Here is a 16,782-nt window from a genome sequence, read left to right as displayed (position 1 = left end):
GGCTGATTGCGAGGAACCGATCGCGATGGGTGAGGGCCGCTGCGGCGCAAGCCGTCATCCCCGCGAAAGCGGGGGATCCAGGGGCTTCAGAGTCATGCAGCGATGAAGCCCTGGATTCCCGCCTTCGCGGGAATGACGGTAGGTAAGTTTCGTCGCGCTCTCACAAGTCGTCATCACCCGCGAAGGCGGGGATCCAGAGGTTTCAGCGCCATGCCTCGATGAAGCTCTGGGTTCCCGCGTTCGCGGGAACGACGGCAGGCGGGTCGCGCAGCAAGCCGATCGCACCGCGCAACCCAAGCCGTCAACCGCGCGCAGGCGCCCCCTCGACCCGCCGCTGCAACTCCTGCCAGTCCACCACCAACTCGCACCCGCGCGCCGCGGCATTGCGGCCCCAGTCGCGCAGCAGCTCCAGGCAGGCTTGATCGAGGTGATGCAGGCGGTCGTGGACCAGCCGCAGATGGGTGTTCGGCGGCACCCGTTCAAGCGCGCGCGCCATCGCCGGCACCTTGAGGAAGGTGGCCGAGCCTTCCAGCCGCAGGCAGGCGCCGCCGTCGGCGTCGTGGACCAACCTCACGTGCAGGCGCGAGGCCTGCAAGGCCAGCCGCAGCAGCGACAGGGCGAAGCCGATCAGCACGCCGATCAGCAGGTCGGTGGCGACGATGGCGATCACCGTGGCGAAGTAGATCGCCACCCAGCCCTTGCCGAACGCGGCGAAGCCGCGCGCGTGCTGGCGCAGGTTGGCCATCTTCGCGCCGGTGTAGACCAGGATGCCGGCCAGGCAGGCCACCGGCGTCATCCGCACCAGCCACGGCAGCAGCGCGGCGAACAGCAGGATCAGCAGGCCGTGGAAGATCGTCGCCATGCGCGTGGCCGAGCCGGCCTGCACGTTGGCCGCGCTGCGCACGATGACCCCGGTCATCGGCAAGGCGCCGAGCGCGCCGCAGATCATGTTGCCCACGCCTTGCGCGCCGAGTTCGCGGTCGTAGTTCGTGCGCGGCCCGTCGTGCATGCGGTCCACCGCCGCGGCCGACAGCAGCGTTTCGGCGCTGGCGATCAGGGCGAAGGTGAAGGCCGCGGCCAGCATCGCCGGTTCGGCCAGGCGCGACAGGGCCGCCGCGTCGGGCAGCGCGATCGCGGCGAGCAGGTTGGACGGCATCTGCACGCGTTTGACGTCCAGCTCCAGCGCCTGGCTCGCCAGCGTCAGCGCGACCACCGCGAGCAAGGCGCCCGGCAACAACCGCAGGCGCGCCGGACGCAGCTTTTCCCACAGCAGCATGATCGCGATGGTGGCGACGCCGACCAGCAGCGCGCTGGCGCTGGCGTCGCCGCTGCCGGCGACGGCGGCGCGCAGCGCATCCGGGAACGCGGCGAAGTTCTCCAGCCCGCGCGCCTTCGGAACCGCGTCGATCAGCACGTGCAACTGTGAGGCGACGATCAGGATGCCGATGCCGGAGAGCATGCCCGCCACCACCGCCGGCGAGGTCATGCGGAACCACACGCCGGCGCGGCACAGGCCGGCGAGCAGCTGGATCGCGCCGGCCAGCAGGATCACCGGGCCGAGCGCGGACGCGCCGTGTTCGCGCACCAGCTCGAACACCAGCACCGCCAGGCCCGCGGCGGGGCCGCTGACCTGCAGCGGCGATCCGGCGATGGCGCCGACCACCACGCCGCCGACGATGCCGGTGATCAGCCCCGCGGCCGGCGGCATGTCCGAGGCGATGGCGATGCCCATGCACAGCGGCAGCGCGACCAGGAACACCACCAGCGAACCGAGCAGGTCGCGGCCGAACGGGCCGCCGGCGACGTAGGCTTTGAGCGAAGCGGAATTCAACATGGGCGCGTCCTCATGCGGCGTTGCCGGCGGCGGCGAAGCGCGCCAGCGGCGTGGCGTCGGGCGCGGACTCGCTGCCGGGCAGGACCGCGACGAAACGGCCCGCGCCCGGATCGAACGCGCGCAGGTCGGCGTGGGCGATGTCGTAGATCCAGCCGTGGATGGCGAGGCTGCCGTTGGCGATGGCCGCGGCCACCGCCGGCAGGGTGCGCAGGTGTTCGAGCTGGCCGACCACGTTTTCCTCGGTCAGGCAGCGCAGGCCGATCTCGCCGTGCAGGGTCGGGCCGTTCTCGGCGACGACGTGGCGGGCGACGTCGGCATGGCGCAGCCACGCCGACAGCGACGGCATCGAGGCGATGCGCTCGGGATCCTGCAGCGCCTTCATCGCGCCGCAATCGGAATGGCCGCAGATCACGATGTGGCGGACCTTGAGCACTTTGACCGCATATTCGATCGCCGCGACTACGCCGCTGACGTGCTGCGCGTACGGCGGCACGATGTTGCCGACGTTGCGGTAGACGAACAGCTCGCCGGGCTGCGCGCACAGGATCAGTTCGGGCATCACCCGCGAGTCGGCGCAGGTGATGAACATGGTGTGCGGCTGCTGGCCCTGGGCGAGCTTGTGGAACACGTCGCGCTGGTGCGGGAACACCTCGCGGCGGAATTTGTTGAAGCCTTGGATCAAACGGTCCATGAGGGAGCTCTCTTGCAGTGGGGGAGGGGAGGCAGGCCGGCGGCGGCCGGCGTTTGCGCGAACACGGCGCGCGGCAAGGCGACGCACGGCGCAGGCCGAACGTGCGGTGGTATCGAAGCAGGCGGGTCGAAGCGCGCGCGCCGAAGACGCCCGGCGCACGGTCGGCGGGCGGCGGCCAATCGCGTCGAGCGATCGGCGCGCTGGCGGCCGCCGCGGCGGGCGGCGTTACGGTTCGCGGCGGCGTGGGCGGCGGCGAGCGTCGTGCGACGCCGCGCGCGGCGGATCAGGCCAAGGGCGGGCGCGGATCGGGCCCTTGCGGCCGCAGCGGCGCGCCCAGGGCGATGTCGGGCAACGCGGCGGGGTCGGTGCGGCGGCCGCAATCGTCCAGCGGCGGCGCAGGCAGGGCGGGTTCGCTGTCGGCGTATTCGTTGCAGACGTTGGCGTCGGCGAGGTCGGGCGCGTGCGGCGAGGGTTCTGCCGGATCGTTCGCGGCGGCCTTCGCCGTTGCGATGGCGGACGCGTCGTACTCGGGCACCTGATCGATCACGGCGCTGTGTTTTGAAGCCGGGCCCATCGCCGACGCGCCGATCGCCATCGCCGGCAGCACGACCAGATGGGCCAGCAATGCCAACGCCAACAGCAGGCGCAACGCCGCTTGCGGCCACACGCGCAGTCGTCCGCCGCGCGGACGTGCGCGGTGCGGGCGTGGCGAACGATGGGGAACGCGGGTCGGTCCGTCCATGACGGACGGCTTCGCGTCGACGATCTTGTTCACGGCGTTTCGAAGAAAGACCTTGGGGGAGGCGGCAGACGCGGTCTGCGCGTGCGCTCATGCGTGGCGTGCATGGCGATGGACAACGCGAACGATGCTAGCGAGCGCGCTGCGGTCTGTCAGTGGATGCAGCATGAACGAACGCGGGTTTTTTCCGAACTGGAGCGAGCCGCACATTGGCGATGCGGCATCGAAGCGATGGCGCTCATTCGGTTCAGCCGCGGCGCCGCAGCGACACGCGCGGATGCCGGAAGTTTCGTCGCGACCGTTGCCGATCGGGTTCGAATGCGCGTAGTGCTTTCCCGATCACGCCGCGATGTTTTTGCGCGTCGCGGAACCGCAGCGTCGCGGGTCGCGATCGACTGCGCGCGCGATGCCGCGGCGCAGGACGGTCACTGTTCGTCGATGCTGTAGACGATGTCCGCGCTGTGCTGCCTGCGCTGCGCCGCGAGCGTCACCCTGCGTCCGGCTTCGAACGGCTGCGGCGACCACAGTTCGAGCCGCGAGCCGTCGTCCAGGCGGATCAGGCAGCGCGTCGCCGAGCTCGCCGAAAGGCGGCCGCCCGGTTTGCGGCAATCGATGACGCGGCCCTCGACGGAGGCCGCGGCGCCTTGCGGCGCGTCGCGTTCGTTGCGCAGCGACGCGGCCAGGACGACCGCCGCGGCCAGCGCGGTGAAGGTGAGGCCGATGGCCATGCTGGTCTTCATGTTCGCAACCCTCGAACGCCGGCGACCTGGGGCGCAGACGCGCCGCCGAACTCGCGCCTGGGATGGCGCAGATGCTACGGGATCCGGTACCGGACGTGGTCGTCGCGGGGAGCGCGGCAGGCCGCGCACAGCGAATCGGTCGCTGCGCCCGTCAGACTTCGGCGCCACGCTTCGCCTGCCGGCGCGGGGTCGCGCCGGACCGGTCAGTCTCGCGCTTGCGCAGCGGCCGGTGCCTGCGTCGACGCCGGCGCGTCGATCCAATCCATCACCGGATCCAGCCATTCGCGCTGCGGCAGGTAGAACGCGCCGTGCGACTTGCCGGTCGACAGTTCGATCTCCCGGTACGACACCGGCCGTTCGCTGCGTTCGGCCAGGTAGCGGCAGCTGCGCCCGGCGAGGTCGTCGCTGGTTTCGCGCAGCGCCAGCACTTGCCCGGTCAGGCGCAACTGCGGTTCGTCCTGGCTGTCCCAGCACGCCGCCAGCAGCGCGTAGCGCACGCCGGGGCGGCGCAGGAAGCTGGAGACGCGAGTGGCGATCATGCCGCCCTTGGAGAATCCGACGACGACGATGCGCCGTTCCGGCACGCCCGCGCGCAGCAGGCCCTCGATCTGGGCGACGATCTTGCCCGCGTATTCGTCCGGATCGGCCGCGTGCGGCCGTTGCGCCGAGACCACCACCGCGCCGCGCGCGGACAAGGCGTCGAGGATGCCGGGATAGTCGTACAGCCCGAAACGCGTATCGACCGGGCGCACGCCGCGGTCCTCGACGATGCGGCCGTGCAGGTAGAAGACGTAGGTGCGGTCGCGCTCGGGCCGTTCGGGCGGCACGGTGAGGACGGTGCCGGCGTGGGCGGTGGCGCTCAGCAGCGCTGCGAGAAGAAATGAACGTGAGAGCACGTGCGGTTCCTGGGGCGGTTCGGCGAGGCATCGGGCGATGCGGCGGCGAGGGATTCGCCGCTCGTCGCCAGCGTAGGGATGGCCGCGATCGCGGACCAGAAAAACGTTCTCGCGCTTGCCCTTAGCAAAACTCGAACCGGCGATGCGGCCGTGCGCGGGCGGGCACGGCGGCGCGTGGGCTCCCGCGGCTTTTGCCTGGACAACGCCCTTCAGGCCGAGGCAGCCGCGTGGCGTTCGCAGCGGCGCGGACTCGCGTCGTGCAGGCTCCGAAAACCTTCCAACGCCCCGGTGTACGGCGACATCACGTTGCCGAGTGGTACGTTCTGCAACGGATTCTCCAGACCGACCGAGGCGAAACGATGAACGCGACCAAGAGACTGGGCTATGCCGCATCGGCGGGCGCGCTGTTGCTCGCCGCCGCGATCTCGGGATGCAAGCAAGCCGCGCCTGCCCAAGCCGAAAAAACCCAGGCTCCCGCGCAAGCGCAAGCCAGACAGGAAGCGCTGAAGCTCGATGTCTTCAACCCGGGCGAGGCGGCGATCTTCGCGGTGTCGTCGGTGCTGGTCGAAGGCGAGAAGGATGCGGTGCTGATCGACGCCCAGTTCTCGGCCGAGCAAGCGCGCAAGCTGGCGGAGCGGATCAAGGCCTCCGGCAAGCGCCTGACGACGATCTACATCAGTCATGGCGATCCGGATTACTACTTCGGCCTGGATACCTTGCAGGCCGCGTTCCCGCAGGCGCGGATCGTGGCGACGCCGCAGACGATCGCGCATATCCAGGCGACCCAGGACGACAAGCTGAAAGTCTGGGGACCGCAGTTGGGCGAGAACGCGCCCAAGCGGATCGTGCTGCCGCAGCCGCTGCAGGGCGATACCTTGTCGCTGGAAGGCCGCGAGCTCAAGATCGTCGGCCTGGATGGCCCGACGCCGGATCGCAGCTTCGTCTGGATCCCGTCGATCAAGGCGGTGGTCGGCGGCATCCCGGTGCTCGCCGGCGAGCACGTGTGGATGGCGGATACGCAGACGCCGAAGTCGCACCAAGACTGGCTGGCGACGCTGGAGCGGATCAAGTCGCTGCAACCGGCCACGGTCGTGCCGGGGCACTTCGCCGCGGGCGCGCCGATGGATCTGCGCGCGGTTGACTTCACCGCCGGCTACATCCGCGCGTTCGACGAGGAAACCGCCAGGGCCAAGGACTCGGCCGGATTGATCGCGGCGATGAAGCAGCGCTATCCCGGCCTGGGCGGCGAAAGTTCGCTGGAGCTCAGCGCCAAGGTCGCCAAGGGCGAGATGCAGTGGAAGTAACGAAGCGGCGGCCGTCCGTCGGGACGAGCCGCCCTGCATGCTGGTGCCCGGAGCCGGACTCGAACCGGCACGGCCGCGAAGCCGGCGGATTTTAAGTCCGCTGCGTCTACCGATTTCGCCATCCGGGCAGGATGCGGTGACGCAGCTAGTTTAGCCGATCCGCCCGCGCTGCCGGCGCAGGCGGCCGCAACCCGCGCCCGGGCTACGACGGCCCGCACCGCGCGCGCCGATGCGCGCGCGTGGCTCAGCGGCTGGTCTTCGCGCCGGCCGCCGCAGCCTGGCCCGCGCCGCACGCCGTCGCGGACTTGCCGCGCTGATGGAACTCGATCCACAGGCCCAGATCGTCCTGGCTCGGCGCCAGGAACGACGCGCCGGCGAGCCCGGCGTAGCGGGTCAGGGTGCGTTCGTAGCCGCGTTCGACCCGGCGCTGGGCGCGGGCGAGATCGTCGACGCCGATGCCGATGCCGGCGATCTGCGCGCCGCCGCGCGCCAGCGCTTGCGCGGCCTCGCCGTCGCCGTCGGGTTGCAGGGCCAGCAACTGGGTCGGCCCGATCGCCACGCAGTAACCGCGCGCGCCGATCTGCGGCAGGCGCACCGGCACGGCGCGGTCGTGGCCGAGCTTGGCCAGTTGCGCGCGGTCGGCGTCGGCGTCGGCCGACAGCAGCCACAGCGACGACAGCTCGCGCGCGCCGTTGGCATGGACGCGGGCGATGCGGCGGTCGGCGGCGATGTCGGCGCGCGCCGGCGGGTAGTGGATGTAGAACAGATGGTTCGACAGCGGCGAGGGATCGAGCACGAACAGGCTCCAGCGCGGCGCGGTGCCCGGTCCGGTGCCGTCGGGGTCGTCGGCCGCGGCGGAGAACACCGGCGTGGTCTTCTGGCCTTGCGCGAGCAAGGCCGCGCGCGCGGCGTCGAGCGCATCGGTGTGGAGGCCGAAGGTGCGCGCGCCGGGGCCGCCGTGCAGTTGCGCCTGGTCGGCCTGCGCGCCCGGGTCGAGCGCGCCGCCGTTGCCGGTCAGCGCCAGCAGTTCGATGAAGCGTTCGTCGTCCAGGCGCACGTAGCGGTTGGCCAGGCCGTCCTGCGGGCGGCCGGGCGCGACCTGGAAGCCGAGCTTGACCGTCATCGCCGCGGTGATCTGGTCGGGGCTGCGGCCCCACAGCAGGGCGTGGTCGAGGCGTTCGCCGGCGGGCGGCCGCGAGGCGCGCGCGGGCGAGGCGGGCGCCGGCGCAGCGGCGGCGAAGGCGGACAGCGACAGGCTCAGGACGGCGGCGGCGAGGGAAAGCGGCGATCGCATGGAGGTCGGGCTCGATAGGGGCGGGGAGGGACGCGGTCCGGCGCTGCGCCGCAGCCTGGATCCGGCGGCTTGGCGGTTCGCGGCGGCGATGCGGGGGATCTCGTGGAGACAGGCGCCCAGCCTCGCGTTCGGGCGCGCGCGGCGCGCGCAGGAACGGCCGGCCGTCAGCACGAAAGGATGACTTTCGCCTCTGTCGGCCGCCGCCGCCCGGGTCGAGCATCGGCGCATGGCCGACCGTCCCTCGTGCTATCCCGACACCCCGCGCCCGGCGCGGCCGCGCGAACACGCCGACTTCGGCGCGCCGCGCCTGGACGTGCTGACCGTGCCGGTGCCGCAGGGCCTGTTCGACACCCCGTTCGACCCGCGCCACGTGCTGTGCCTGCACCAGGGCGGCCCGGTGCCGGTCAGCTACCGCGAGGGCCGCTACGAGCGCAGCGGCGTGCGCGTGCAAGGCCAGTACTGCGTGTCGCCGGCCAACGGCAGCACCCGCTGGACCATGTCCGGCCCGGCGATCTCGCTGCTGTTGCGGGTGACCCCGGAGCTGATCGACGAAACCGCGCAGGCGATGGGCTCCGGCGGCGGCCGCGTCGAACTGGCGCCGGCGGCGCATCTGCGCGATCCGCAGATCGAACGCATCGGCGTCATGATGCAGGCCGAAGAACGCGAGCGTTACCCGAGCGGCCGTTTGTTCGTCGACGCGCTCGCCGACGCCTTGGCCGCGCGCCTGCTGGCCGTGCAGCAGCGCCGCTTCGCCGCCGCGGCCGGCGCGCCCGCGCAGGCGTTGCCGGCGTGGCGGCTGCGGCGGGTGATCGACTACATCGAAGCGCACCTGGACGCCGACCTGACCTTGGCCGAACTCGCCGCCGTCGCCGGCTTCAGCGTTTCCCACTTCAAGCCGCTGTTCAAACGCGCCACCGGCGTGCCGGCGCACCGGTTCGTGCTGGAGCGGCGGGTCGAGCGCGCGCGCCAGCGCCTGCTCGAAAGCGCGCAGGGGCTCAGCGAGATCGCGCTGGAAACCGGCTTCGCCGATGCCAGCCACATGGCGCGGTGCATGCGCCGGCTGATCGGGGTCAGCCCGATGCAGGTGCGGCAAGCGCGGGGCTGACCGCAGCTTGCCGCGCCGTGGTCAGGGGATGTACCGCGACGAGTTGTAGACGAACAGGTTCGTGCACTCGCGGTCGCCGTTGGGCAGATTGCCGTCGGACGCCACCGTGATGAAGGACGTATTCGAAATGGATCGCGCCACGGCGATGATGTTCGGGTTCTGCGAAGAGCAGGAGAACGTAGCGCCGGCCGCGTCGCGCGCTACGCATTGTGCGTAGACCTGGTTGGTCTGGATCGACGCGCCGCTGTAGCACTCGATGTACTGGGTCGCGTCGGCGGTGCTGCGCACGTACGCCAGCGATCCCGAAGCGCTCCTGCTGTCGATGGCCACCGCCGAGTTGGTGACGGTTCCCGCGTGCGCGGCGGCGCAAGCGACGATGGCGAAAACGCCGAACGCCGCGGCGCGAACAAGGTTCGGTTTCATCGATGTTTTCCTTCGGATGCGTCGCCTCCAAGCGAGGCCGATGCAGTATCTGCGATCCGCTGCGCTGGCTTGCGGCCGCGTTCTCAGCGGCCGCGAGCATCGCTATCGTCATCTCTGCAATCGTTTGAGGGGAAACGGGATTCGCTTGCTCGGACCTGTCGCGCGAGTGGTTTTCCGCATTCGCGGAAACCCAAAAAAAGCGTCGCTGGAATGCGCGATGGCGTCCGTTTCTTAATCGACGTTCAACATCGTTCGCGGGCTCGCCGTCCGATCCGCATCGTTGCCGCGCTTGGGCCTACTCGCCCGCGCCTTCCGTACGCGCCGCCGCGCCGTCGCGCCGCAGCCGCTTGAGCTTGCGCTCCAGCATCGCCTCGCGCTTTTCCAGCTCGGCCACGCGCAGGCGCAGTTCTTCGGCCTGGGCGTCGTGGCGTTCGCGCACCGCGTCGCTGGCGATGTCCAGCGCTTGCAGCCACAGCTGGCGCAGCGGCGCCGGCACGTCTTCGGCCACCGGCGCCAGTTGCAGGCGCGTGGCCAGTCCGGCGTAGAAACGCCGCAGCATCGGATGCAGGCGATTCGGCGAACCGCTGCCGTAGACCGCGCGGATGCCCTCGACCGTGGGCTGCACGCCGGCGCGCAGCATGCGCCAGGCGATCTCCTCGAGCTGGGCCTGTTCCAACGGCGCGCGCCTGGCGCCGGCGCGGGCCGGTTCGGCCAGCGACTGGCGGATCTTCCACAGCGCGTCGTGATCGGTCGTCATCGCCGCGCCTAGGCCAGTTCGAACGCCGCGGCGGCGTCGAATTTTTCCTTGAGGAAACGCTCGCTCAGCAGCAGCGATTCGGCGTCGCCGGCGAAGGCTTCGCGCGAGATGCGTTGCAGCGATTGGTCCAGCAGCGCCAGCTGTTGCGACAGCGTCTGCGCCGCGGTGCGGCCGTCCTTGAGCGCCTGGGTGCGGGCGAACACCGGCGGCAGCTTGAGGTAGCCGCCGAGCATGTCGGGCAGGTAGCGGCGCAGGGTTTCCTGCACCGCGAACGCGGCCGAGGCCGACAGCGCCCCGGACTGGCGCAGCTCGCGCAGGCGCGGCAGCAGTTCGTCGAGGGTCTGCTGGATGCTGCGCAGGCTGGTCAGCGCGTCGGCCGGCACGCGCTTGGCGACCTCGCCGATCAGCCGGTCGAGGTGTTCGATCAGCGCCTCCACCGGCAGTTCGGCCTCGGCCACGCGCGCGCCGAGGCGGTCGCGCGGCCACGCCAGCGCGCCGACCGCGTACAGGCCGAGCACGATCAGCGGCCAGCCGCGCTCGATCACCCCGGCGAACAACAGGCCCAGCCCGACCAGCCCGCCCGCGCTGCCGGCGATGTTGCGGTTGCTGTAGAGATACAGCCGCAGGCGTTGAGCGAGACTCGGCGTAGTGGGCGGGGCGACCGGCAGCTTCATCACTGGTACCCGCGGATGTCCTTGAACACCAGGGTCAGCGACTTGCTCTTGGCGTCGAAGACCTGGCCGCCGGTGGCCTGCGCGAGCCCCTTCATTTCCTCGGGATCGGCGTCGCCGAACAGGATCGGGAACACCCGGATCGAGCGCAGGGTCTCGTCCTGGGCCGCGTACCAGCCGAGGAATTCGCGCAGGTCGCTGCCTTCGGTGTTCTCGCCGTCGCTCATCAGCACCACGGTGTAGTAGCGCGGCTCGCGCGCGGCACGCTTGTCGGCGGCCAGTTCGGTCAGGGCTTGGCGCACGCTGTCGAAGATCGCGGTGCCGCCGTCGGGACGCAGCGGCGCGATCTCGGCGCGGATCGCCGCCAGCGTCGCCTGGTTGCCGGCCGCGTCGTTGCCCATGTCGAACAATCGAGTGCGGTTCGGGCGCGAGGAGAAGGTCAGCACGCCGATGCGCTCGCGGTTCTGGAAGCGCGCGTAGCGGTCGGTCAACGACGCGGCGCTGCCGCCGGCGAGGGTGTCCATCGCCGCCTTCATCGCCTCGATGCGGCCGTCGTTGCCCATCGAGCCGGACAGGTCGAGCACGTAGCGCGAACTGGCGGGGATGCGCACGTCGGCGAGGAAACCCTGCAACAGGCTTTCGATCACCTGCGGCTGGCCCGGGAACGGCAGCTCGATCAGGGTGCGCTGCGGGATCGCCGCCGCGGCCTGCGCCTCGGGATTGACCGGGCGGCGCAGGGTCGCCGCGGACAAACGGGTCTGGAACGCCGGCGAGCGCAGGAACGCGACGAGCTTGTCGTAGCCGGCGCGCTTGCCGGCGTCGAGCAGCATCAGCGGATAGTCGGCGGTGACGATGCCTTCCTTCGGATACACCAGGGTCAGCGGCTCGCTGAGGCGGCCGTCGCGGTTGAGGCTCAGCAGCACCGATTCGTAGTTGATCAGGCCGTCGACCTTGGCTTGTTCGCGCGCATACGCATCGGCGAGCCAGCCCGAGGAGCCGGCGGTCATGCGCTGGCCCTGGAAGAAGGCCTTGAGCGCGGGATTGGCGACGTCGGCCTCGGTCAGCGCATCGGGGTTCGCGGCCAGCGCGGCGGCGATGCCGACCAGCGCGGTGAAACCGGTGTTGCTCGAGGTCGGGTTGGTCATGCCGAAGCTGAAACGGCCCGAGCGCGAGGCTTCGGCGATGTCCTTCCAGGTCGGATCGCTGCGGTCCCAGCCGAGCTCGCGCGCCTTGGACTGTTTCACCCCCAGCACCACCGGCGACAGCATGATCTTTTCCTGCGCCAGCAGCCGCTGCTTCAGCGCGGGGTTCATCGCCAGGTACTTGCCGTGGCTGACCCAGACCGCGTCGAACTTTTCGCCCGCGGCGAGCCGGTCGATGGCGTCGAGGGTGCCGGCGTAGGTGAAGCGCGGACGCACGCCGGTGGCCTGGGCGATCTCGTCGCCGAGCTGGGTGTCGACGTCCTTGAGCTCGGAGCCGGCGAGGATGGTGAAGTCCGCGGCGCCGTCGGCGCGGGCGCCGCCGGGTTCGGCGTCGCCGCCGGCGGAACCGTTGCCGCCGCACGCGGCCAGCATCAGCGCGGCGAGCAGGGGCAGGGCAGAGCGCAGGAGTCGGATCACGGGCGGGCCTTCCTGTGGCGTGTGGCGGGGTGGGATCGAGGGAGTGCGGGCATGCGCGAAGGCAGCGGACGCGGGCGCCGGCTTACAGCGCCACCGGCCCGGCCGGCGCGGCGATGCTGCGCTGCACCGCCGTCACCGCCTCGCGCTCGCGGTTCATGCGCGCCTCGCCCTTGGCGATCAGGCCGCGCAGTTGCTCGATGTTGCTGCCCATCGCGCCGATCCCCTTGCTGCGGAACTCGTCCATGCGGTCGAGCGCGGCGAAGGTGGTGTCGAAGGCGTTCTGCAGGGTCTGCACGCCGATCAGCGGATTGCTCTGGAACTCGGCGACGCGGTCGACATGCTGGCCGAACTGCGCCGAAGTCGAGGCGATCAGGCCCTCGATCGCGCGCGAGGACGACTTCAGCGCGTCCATGACCTGCAACTGGTAGCCCTGCGCGCGCGCCAGGGTCGCGGCGATCGACAGGCTGGACATGCCGATGGTGGCCATGCGGTCGCAGCCGTTGCGCAGCTCGCGCCCGGTCTTGCGCAGGCCTTCGAGCATCTTGTAGCCGTTGATGCAGACCAGGATCTGGGTCTTGATGTCGACGCTGGCCTGGCGCACGTAGAACAGCACTTCCTGCTCGACCGCCTGGGCGCGCGCCGGGTCGCTGGCTTTCAGCGTATCGAGCGCCGCAGTGAGCTTGCCGTCGAGCTGTTCGGCGAACACGTCGGCGGCCTTGAGCCGGGTCAGCGCTTCCAGCAGCTTCTGCATGGTCGCGAACAGCGCCTGGTCGTCGCGCGCCAGTTCGTCCTGCACGCCGTAGAGGTTGTCGATGGTCTTGCGGATCGATTCGCCGGCCGAGTCGAAGCGCTGCAGGTAGGCGCGCAGCTTGTTGCCGAACGGAATCAGGCCGAGCAGCTTGTGCGCGGCCATCAGGTCGCCTTCCTTGGACGGGTTGAGGTCCTCGAACAGGATGCGCATCTCGCTCATGACCTTGAACGCCGGGCTGTCGGCGTCGGCGACGAAGTTGCGGTCGAGGAACTTGTTGGTCAGCAGGGTGCTGTCGCCGATTTCCTTGCGGCCGAGGCGGAACGCGCTGTCGACGCGGCTGCGGAAGTCTTCCGAATGCGGGTCGAGCGCGAGCAGGTCGGCGATGAACTGGTCGGCCTGGGTCAGCACCTGGGCGCGGGTCTCGTCCTTGAACGGGATCATCGCCGCGGCGCGGTCGGGTTCGGCGACGGTCGCCGCCGGTTCCGGCATTTCCAGGGTCAGCGGGGCGATCGGTTCGGCGAGGGTGGTGGTCTGGGTCGTGCTCATGGCGGCGTTCCTTCAGTGGCCCAGCCGCTGTTCGATGCGGCCGATCATGCGTTCGAGGAGGTCGTAGGTCGGCGGATCGACCACATCGACCAGTTGTTGCGGCATGTCGATGCCGCGTTTGCCGGCGTCGGCGAACAGCGCCGCGTTGTCGGGCCCGCGCAGGCCGTAGCGCGCGGCGATCTCGCGCACCTTGGGATTGCGCTCGAAGGCCTCGGCGAAGCGCGCGCCCTTGTCGTTGAGCGCGACGATGGTGTGCTTGGTCAGAACCGTGGGCTGCGGGTACAACAGCAGCATGTCCGGGTCCAGCTTCGGGTGCTTGAACGCGTACTCCAGGAACTGCTGTTCGTAGATCATCACCAGCGGCGACTTGCCCATCTTCATGGTGACGTAGTCTTCGAACGGGCCCGACGAACTCGATTCCTGGTAGCCCTGCTTCGAGAACAGGTGCACCAGCCGGTCGGCGACCTGATCGGCGGCGGTTTCGCTGGCGACCACGTCGTCGTTGTTGGCCAGGTAGCTGGCCAGGGCCAGGTACATCGCCGCCGAATTGCTGGTGCGCACATCGGTGCTGGTGATCAGCACCGACTTGCTGACCGCGTAGTTCGGATTGGGCTGCAGGTCCTTCCAGCGCGCGCCGCTTTCCATCAGCGCGACCAGCTTGCGCATGTCGACGATGAAGTAGGCGTTGCCGCGCTTGCCGACGATGCCGTTGGCCTCCAGCGCCGGCAGCAGCGGCTTCCAGCTGGCCACCGTCATCGGCGTGTAGAAGCTGTTGTAGATGCGGCGCGAACCGGTGGCGTCGGCGATCTTGCGCGCAGCGGCGGTGCCGGCGGGGTAGGCGGCGTCGAAGCTCTTGAGGTCGGGACGGGTGGCGATTTCGCGCGAGCCGGCCTTCTGCACGTCGAGCACGATGTTTTCGGCGAGCAGCGCCTGGGCCAGCTCGGGGTCGCGCAGGAAATCGAGCTTTTCCGAGCCGGTGAGCACGCGCACGGTGATGCGGGCGGCGGCGTCGGCCTGCTGCTGGCGGGCCGTGGCATCGGCGCGGTCGTCGGCGCGCTTGCCGTTGAAGGACATCACGATGCCGGCGATCACGCCGGCCAACAACAGCGCCGCGAATGCGGGGCCGAGGAACTTCCTCATGGGCGAACCTCCTTATTCGCCGTCAGCGTATGGGCTATGTATGACCTATGTTTGACAGTCGCGGGGCGAGGTCGAGGGCGCCGGCCGGACGGTGTCGGGCCCGTCCGCGGCGTCCTGAACAGCCGCCGCGCTGTCATCCGCCCCCGCCACACTGAACCCCGGCCGCGGCCTTCCACCCGGTTCCGACATTCGTTCAACATCCCCCGGCGCAGCATGCCCCGCATCCGGCCGCCCGCCGCCCGCCCGAGGACGCCACGCGCATGAGCCAGCCGCAGGACCCGCGCGATCTCGACCGCCTCGCCGCGGAGCTGTCGCGCATCCGCGACCCGCAGGCGCTGGCCGAAGCCATCCTGGCCGCCGCGCGTGCGGCGCAGCCGCTGGCGGCGGCGCCGCAGCCGGGCTCCGGCGGGCCCGAGTGGATCGAGGCCTGAGGGCGCGTTCGCGCGCATCGCCCGCCCCATCGCCGGACCACCGACGCTCTCGCGCTGTCCGCTGTCGCGCCCGTTTTGCGTGAACATGGCTTCCCCGCGAACGAGGTGCGCATGTTTCCTGCCGATTCCGCCCAGGCGATGGATCTGATCCGCTCCCTCGGCGCGCCCGCGCGCCTGCAACGTCACGTCGAGCTGGTCGGCGAGGCCGGCGAAGCGTTGCTGGCGCTGCTGCGCGAGCAGTCCGTCGCCGTCGACGAGGCTTTCGTGCGCGTCGGCATCGTGCTGCACGACACCGGCAAGATCCGCCATCCGGCCGAACTGCACGGCCCCGGCGGCGAGCACGAGCCGGCCGGCGAAGCCATGCTGCTGGCCGCCGGCGCGTCGCCCGAACTGGCCCGGGTCTGCGTGTCGCATGCGCGCTGGGCGGCGATGGATTGCCGGCTCGAAGAACTGGCCGTCGCGCTGGCCGACAAGCTGTGGAAGGGCGTGCGCAAGACCGAACTGGAGGAGCGTTTCATCGATGCGGCCGCCGCCGCGGGCGGGCATGATCGCTGGAACCTGTTCGTGGCCCTGGACTCGGGTTTCGAGCGCATCGCCGCCGACGGGCCGCAACGGCTCGCGCGCAGCGCGGTGTGACACTTGTCGGTGGCCGGCGGGCGAGGGCGGCGCTACCCTGGGCGCATGCGCCCATCCAGTGCCGACGTTGCCGACAACGCCGGCGCTGCGGCGTTTCTGTCCCTCCAAGAGTCCACCGCATGACTGTTCTCGTCACCGGCAGCGCCGGCCACCTCGGCGAAGGCTTGATGCGCCTGCTGCGCGCGCAGGGCCGCGCGGCGCGCGGCATCGACCTCAAGCCTTCGGCGTTCACCGACCGGGTCGGCTCCATCGCCGACCGCGAGTTCGCCTTCGAGGCGGTGCGCGGCGCCGAGGCGGTGATCCACGCCGCGACCCTGCACAAGCCGCACGTGGCCACCCACAGTTACCAGGACTTCGTCGACACCAACATCAGCGGCACGCTGAACCTGCTGCAGGCCGCGCACGAGCAGGGCGTGGCCTCGTTCGTGTTCACCAGCACCACCAGCGCGTTCGGCGCGGCGCTGACGCCGGCGCCGGGCGAGCCGGCGACCTGGATCGACGAGAGCGTGGCGCCGATTCCGAAGAACATCTACGGCGCCAGCAAGGTCGCGGCGGAAGGCTTGTGCGAACTGTTCCATCGCCGCCACACGCTGCCGGTGCTGGTGCTGCGCACCTCGCGCTTCTTCCCCGAGGACGACGACGACGCGGCGCGCCGCAGCCGCTACGACACCGCCAACAGCCAGGCCAACGAACTGCTGTACCGGCGCGCCGACATCGACGACGTGGCCCAGGCCCACCTGCGCGCGATCGAGCGCGCGCCGGCGCTCGGCTTCGGCCGCTACATCGTCTCGGCGACCACGCCGTTCCGGCGCGAGCACCTGCCCGAGCTCAGCCGCGACGCGGCCGCGGTGGTGCAGCGTCTGTTCCCGCGCTGCCGCGAGCTGTATGCGGCCCAGGGCTGGAGCCTGTTCCCGCAACTGGACCGGGTCTACGTCAACGACGCCGCGCGCCGCGACCTCGGCTGGGAGCCGCGCTACGGCTTCGACTACGTGCTCGACTGCCTGGAGCGCGGGCTGGACTTCCGCAGCGCGCTGGCGCACGAGGTCGGGGTCAAGGGCTACCACGCGCAGCGTTTCGACGACATGCCGTATCCGGTGAACTGAGCGGGCCTGTCGCGGCGCGGTCGCCGCGGCCGGCTACAATGCCGGCTCGCGCCGCCGTTCGCCCGCGGCGCAGGAGCCGCACGATGCCAGGAAGCCCGACCC

At 70.7% G+C, this 16,782-nt stretch carries 18 protein-coding genes and 1 tRNA gene; 6 read left to right on the top strand and 13 right to left on the bottom strand.

Annotation, left to right across the window (positions count from 1 at the left end; genetic code table 11):
* Positions 1 to 301: 301 nt before the first annotated feature.
* The 3 genes from JHW38_RS06165 to JHW38_RS06155 all read right to left on the bottom strand — a co-directional run bounded on the left by JHW38_RS06165 (position 302) and on the right by JHW38_RS06155 (position 3,192).
* The gene (locus tag JHW38_RS06165) at positions 302 to 1,831 is read right to left on the bottom strand and encodes a SulP family inorganic anion transporter (RefSeq protein WP_428995312.1); all 1,530 of its coding nucleotides are present in this window, start codon (positions 1,829 to 1,831) and stop codon (positions 302 to 304) included.
* A 13-nt stretch (positions 1,832 to 1,844) separates the two neighbouring features.
* Positions 1,845 to 2,525 carry a carbonic anhydrase gene (locus JHW38_RS06160; protein WP_207525111.1) on the bottom strand — a complete coding sequence of 227 codons (681 nt, stop codon included), beginning with the start codon at positions 2,523 to 2,525 and terminating at the stop codon, positions 1,845 to 1,847.
* Between the two features lie 283 nt (positions 2,526 to 2,808).
* Positions 2,809 to 3,192 (bottom strand): hypothetical protein, encoded by a 384-nt coding sequence (locus JHW38_RS06155; RefSeq protein ID WP_207525110.1) that lies wholly within the window; start codon positions 3,190 to 3,192, stop codon positions 2,809 to 2,811.
* 177 nt (positions 3,193 to 3,369) lie between these two features.
* Between JHW38_RS06155 and JHW38_RS06150 the strand changes: the two genes are divergently transcribed.
* Positions 3,370 to 3,711: a hypothetical protein gene (locus JHW38_RS06150; protein WP_207525109.1), complete on the top strand. Its 342-nt coding sequence runs from the start codon at positions 3,370 to 3,372 to the stop codon at positions 3,709 to 3,711.
* Here the strand turns inward: JHW38_RS06150 and JHW38_RS06145 are convergent.
* Positions 3,690 to 4,004 (bottom strand): hypothetical protein, encoded by a 315-nt coding sequence (locus tag JHW38_RS06145; protein WP_207525108.1) that lies wholly within the window; start codon positions 4,002 to 4,004, stop codon positions 3,690 to 3,692. The genes JHW38_RS06150 and JHW38_RS06145 overlap by 22 nt on opposite strands.
* Positions 4,005 to 4,207: 203 nt before the next feature.
* On the bottom strand, positions 4,208 to 4,900 hold the full coding sequence (locus JHW38_RS06140; protein WP_242691238.1) for an alpha/beta hydrolase: 693 nt from the start codon (positions 4,898 to 4,900) through the stop codon (positions 4,208 to 4,210).
* A gap of 359 nt (positions 4,901 to 5,259) precedes the next feature.
* Here JHW38_RS06140 and JHW38_RS06135 point away from each other — a divergent pair, with 359 nt between their 5' ends.
* Positions 5,260 to 6,204: an MBL fold metallo-hydrolase gene (locus tag JHW38_RS06135; RefSeq protein WP_207525107.1), complete on the top strand. Its 945-nt coding sequence runs from the start codon at positions 5,260 to 5,262 to the stop codon at positions 6,202 to 6,204.
* A 41-nt stretch (positions 6,205 to 6,245) separates the two neighbouring features.
* Here JHW38_RS06135 and JHW38_RS06130 read toward each other — a convergent pair.
* Positions 6,246 to 6,332: transfer RNA gene (locus tag JHW38_RS06130), tRNA-Leu, on the bottom strand.
* A gap of 116 nt (positions 6,333 to 6,448) precedes the next feature.
* Positions 6,449 to 7,498, bottom strand: a complete 1,050-nt coding sequence (locus JHW38_RS06125; RefSeq protein WP_207525106.1) for a VOC family protein — start codon at positions 7,496 to 7,498, stop codon at positions 6,449 to 6,451.
* A 226-nt stretch (positions 7,499 to 7,724) separates the two neighbouring features.
* Here JHW38_RS06125 and JHW38_RS06120 point away from each other — a divergent pair, with 226 nt between their 5' ends.
* Entirely contained in the window at positions 7,725 to 8,603 is an 879-nt protein-coding gene (locus JHW38_RS06120; RefSeq protein ID WP_207525105.1) for a helix-turn-helix domain-containing protein, read from the top strand.
* 21 nt (positions 8,604 to 8,624) lie between these two features.
* Here the strand turns inward: JHW38_RS06120 and JHW38_RS06115 are convergent, their stop codons facing one another.
* The 6 genes from JHW38_RS06115 to JHW38_RS06090 form a co-directional block, all read right to left on the bottom strand.
* Complete coding sequence (locus tag JHW38_RS06115) at positions 8,625 to 9,026, bottom strand: hypothetical protein (RefSeq protein ID WP_207525104.1); 402 nt, start codon at positions 9,024 to 9,026, stop codon at positions 8,625 to 8,627.
* A gap of 295 nt (positions 9,027 to 9,321) precedes the next feature.
* On the bottom strand, positions 9,322 to 9,783 hold the full coding sequence (locus JHW38_RS06110) for a DNA-binding protein (protein ID WP_207525103.1): 462 nt from the start codon (positions 9,781 to 9,783) through the stop codon (positions 9,322 to 9,324).
* Positions 9,784 to 9,791: 8 nt separating this feature from the next.
* On the bottom strand, positions 9,792 to 10,457 hold the full coding sequence (locus JHW38_RS06105; protein WP_207525102.1) for a hypothetical protein: 666 nt from the start codon (positions 10,455 to 10,457) through the stop codon (positions 9,792 to 9,794).
* Complete coding sequence (locus JHW38_RS06100) at positions 10,457 to 12,073, bottom strand: substrate-binding and vWA domain-containing protein (protein WP_207525101.1); 1,617 nt, start codon at positions 12,071 to 12,073, stop codon at positions 10,457 to 10,459. Before JHW38_RS06100 ends, JHW38_RS06105 begins: the two co-directional genes overlap by 1 nt.
* Positions 12,074 to 12,155: 82 nt before the next feature.
* On the bottom strand, positions 12,156 to 13,370 hold the full coding sequence (locus JHW38_RS06095; RefSeq protein ID WP_207525100.1) for a toxic anion resistance protein: 1,215 nt from the start codon (positions 13,368 to 13,370) through the stop codon (positions 12,156 to 12,158).
* A 12-nt stretch (positions 13,371 to 13,382) separates the two neighbouring features.
* Complete coding sequence (locus JHW38_RS06090) at positions 13,383 to 14,510, bottom strand: hypothetical protein (RefSeq protein ID WP_207525099.1); 1,128 nt, start codon at positions 14,508 to 14,510, stop codon at positions 13,383 to 13,385.
* Between the two features lie 260 nt (positions 14,511 to 14,770).
* Here JHW38_RS06090 and JHW38_RS06085 point away from each other — a divergent pair, with 260 nt between their 5' ends.
* The 3 genes from JHW38_RS06085 (at position 14,771) to JHW38_RS06075 (ending at position 16,680) form a co-directional block, all read left to right on the top strand.
* On the top strand, positions 14,771 to 14,941 hold the full coding sequence (locus JHW38_RS06085; RefSeq protein ID WP_207525098.1) for a hypothetical protein: 171 nt from the start codon (positions 14,771 to 14,773) through the stop codon (positions 14,939 to 14,941).
* A 111-nt stretch (positions 14,942 to 15,052) separates the two neighbouring features.
* On the top strand, positions 15,053 to 15,577 hold the full coding sequence (locus JHW38_RS06080; RefSeq protein WP_207525097.1) for an HD domain-containing protein: 525 nt from the start codon (positions 15,053 to 15,055) through the stop codon (positions 15,575 to 15,577).
* Positions 15,578 to 15,696: 119 nt separating this feature from the next.
* A complete protein-coding gene (locus JHW38_RS06075) occupies positions 15,697 to 16,680 on the top strand; it encodes an NAD-dependent epimerase/dehydratase family protein (protein ID WP_207525096.1) in 984 nt (327 codons plus the stop codon).
* The last annotated feature ends 102 nt before the right edge of the window (positions 16,681 to 16,782 follow it).

This window comes from Lysobacter enzymogenes, from assembly GCF_017355525.1.
Classification (GTDB): domain Bacteria; phylum Pseudomonadota; class Gammaproteobacteria; order Xanthomonadales; family Xanthomonadaceae; genus Lysobacter; species Lysobacter enzymogenes_C.
Note: the sequence above shows the minus strand (reverse complement) of the source record. Positions and strands in the feature narration are given on the sequence as shown.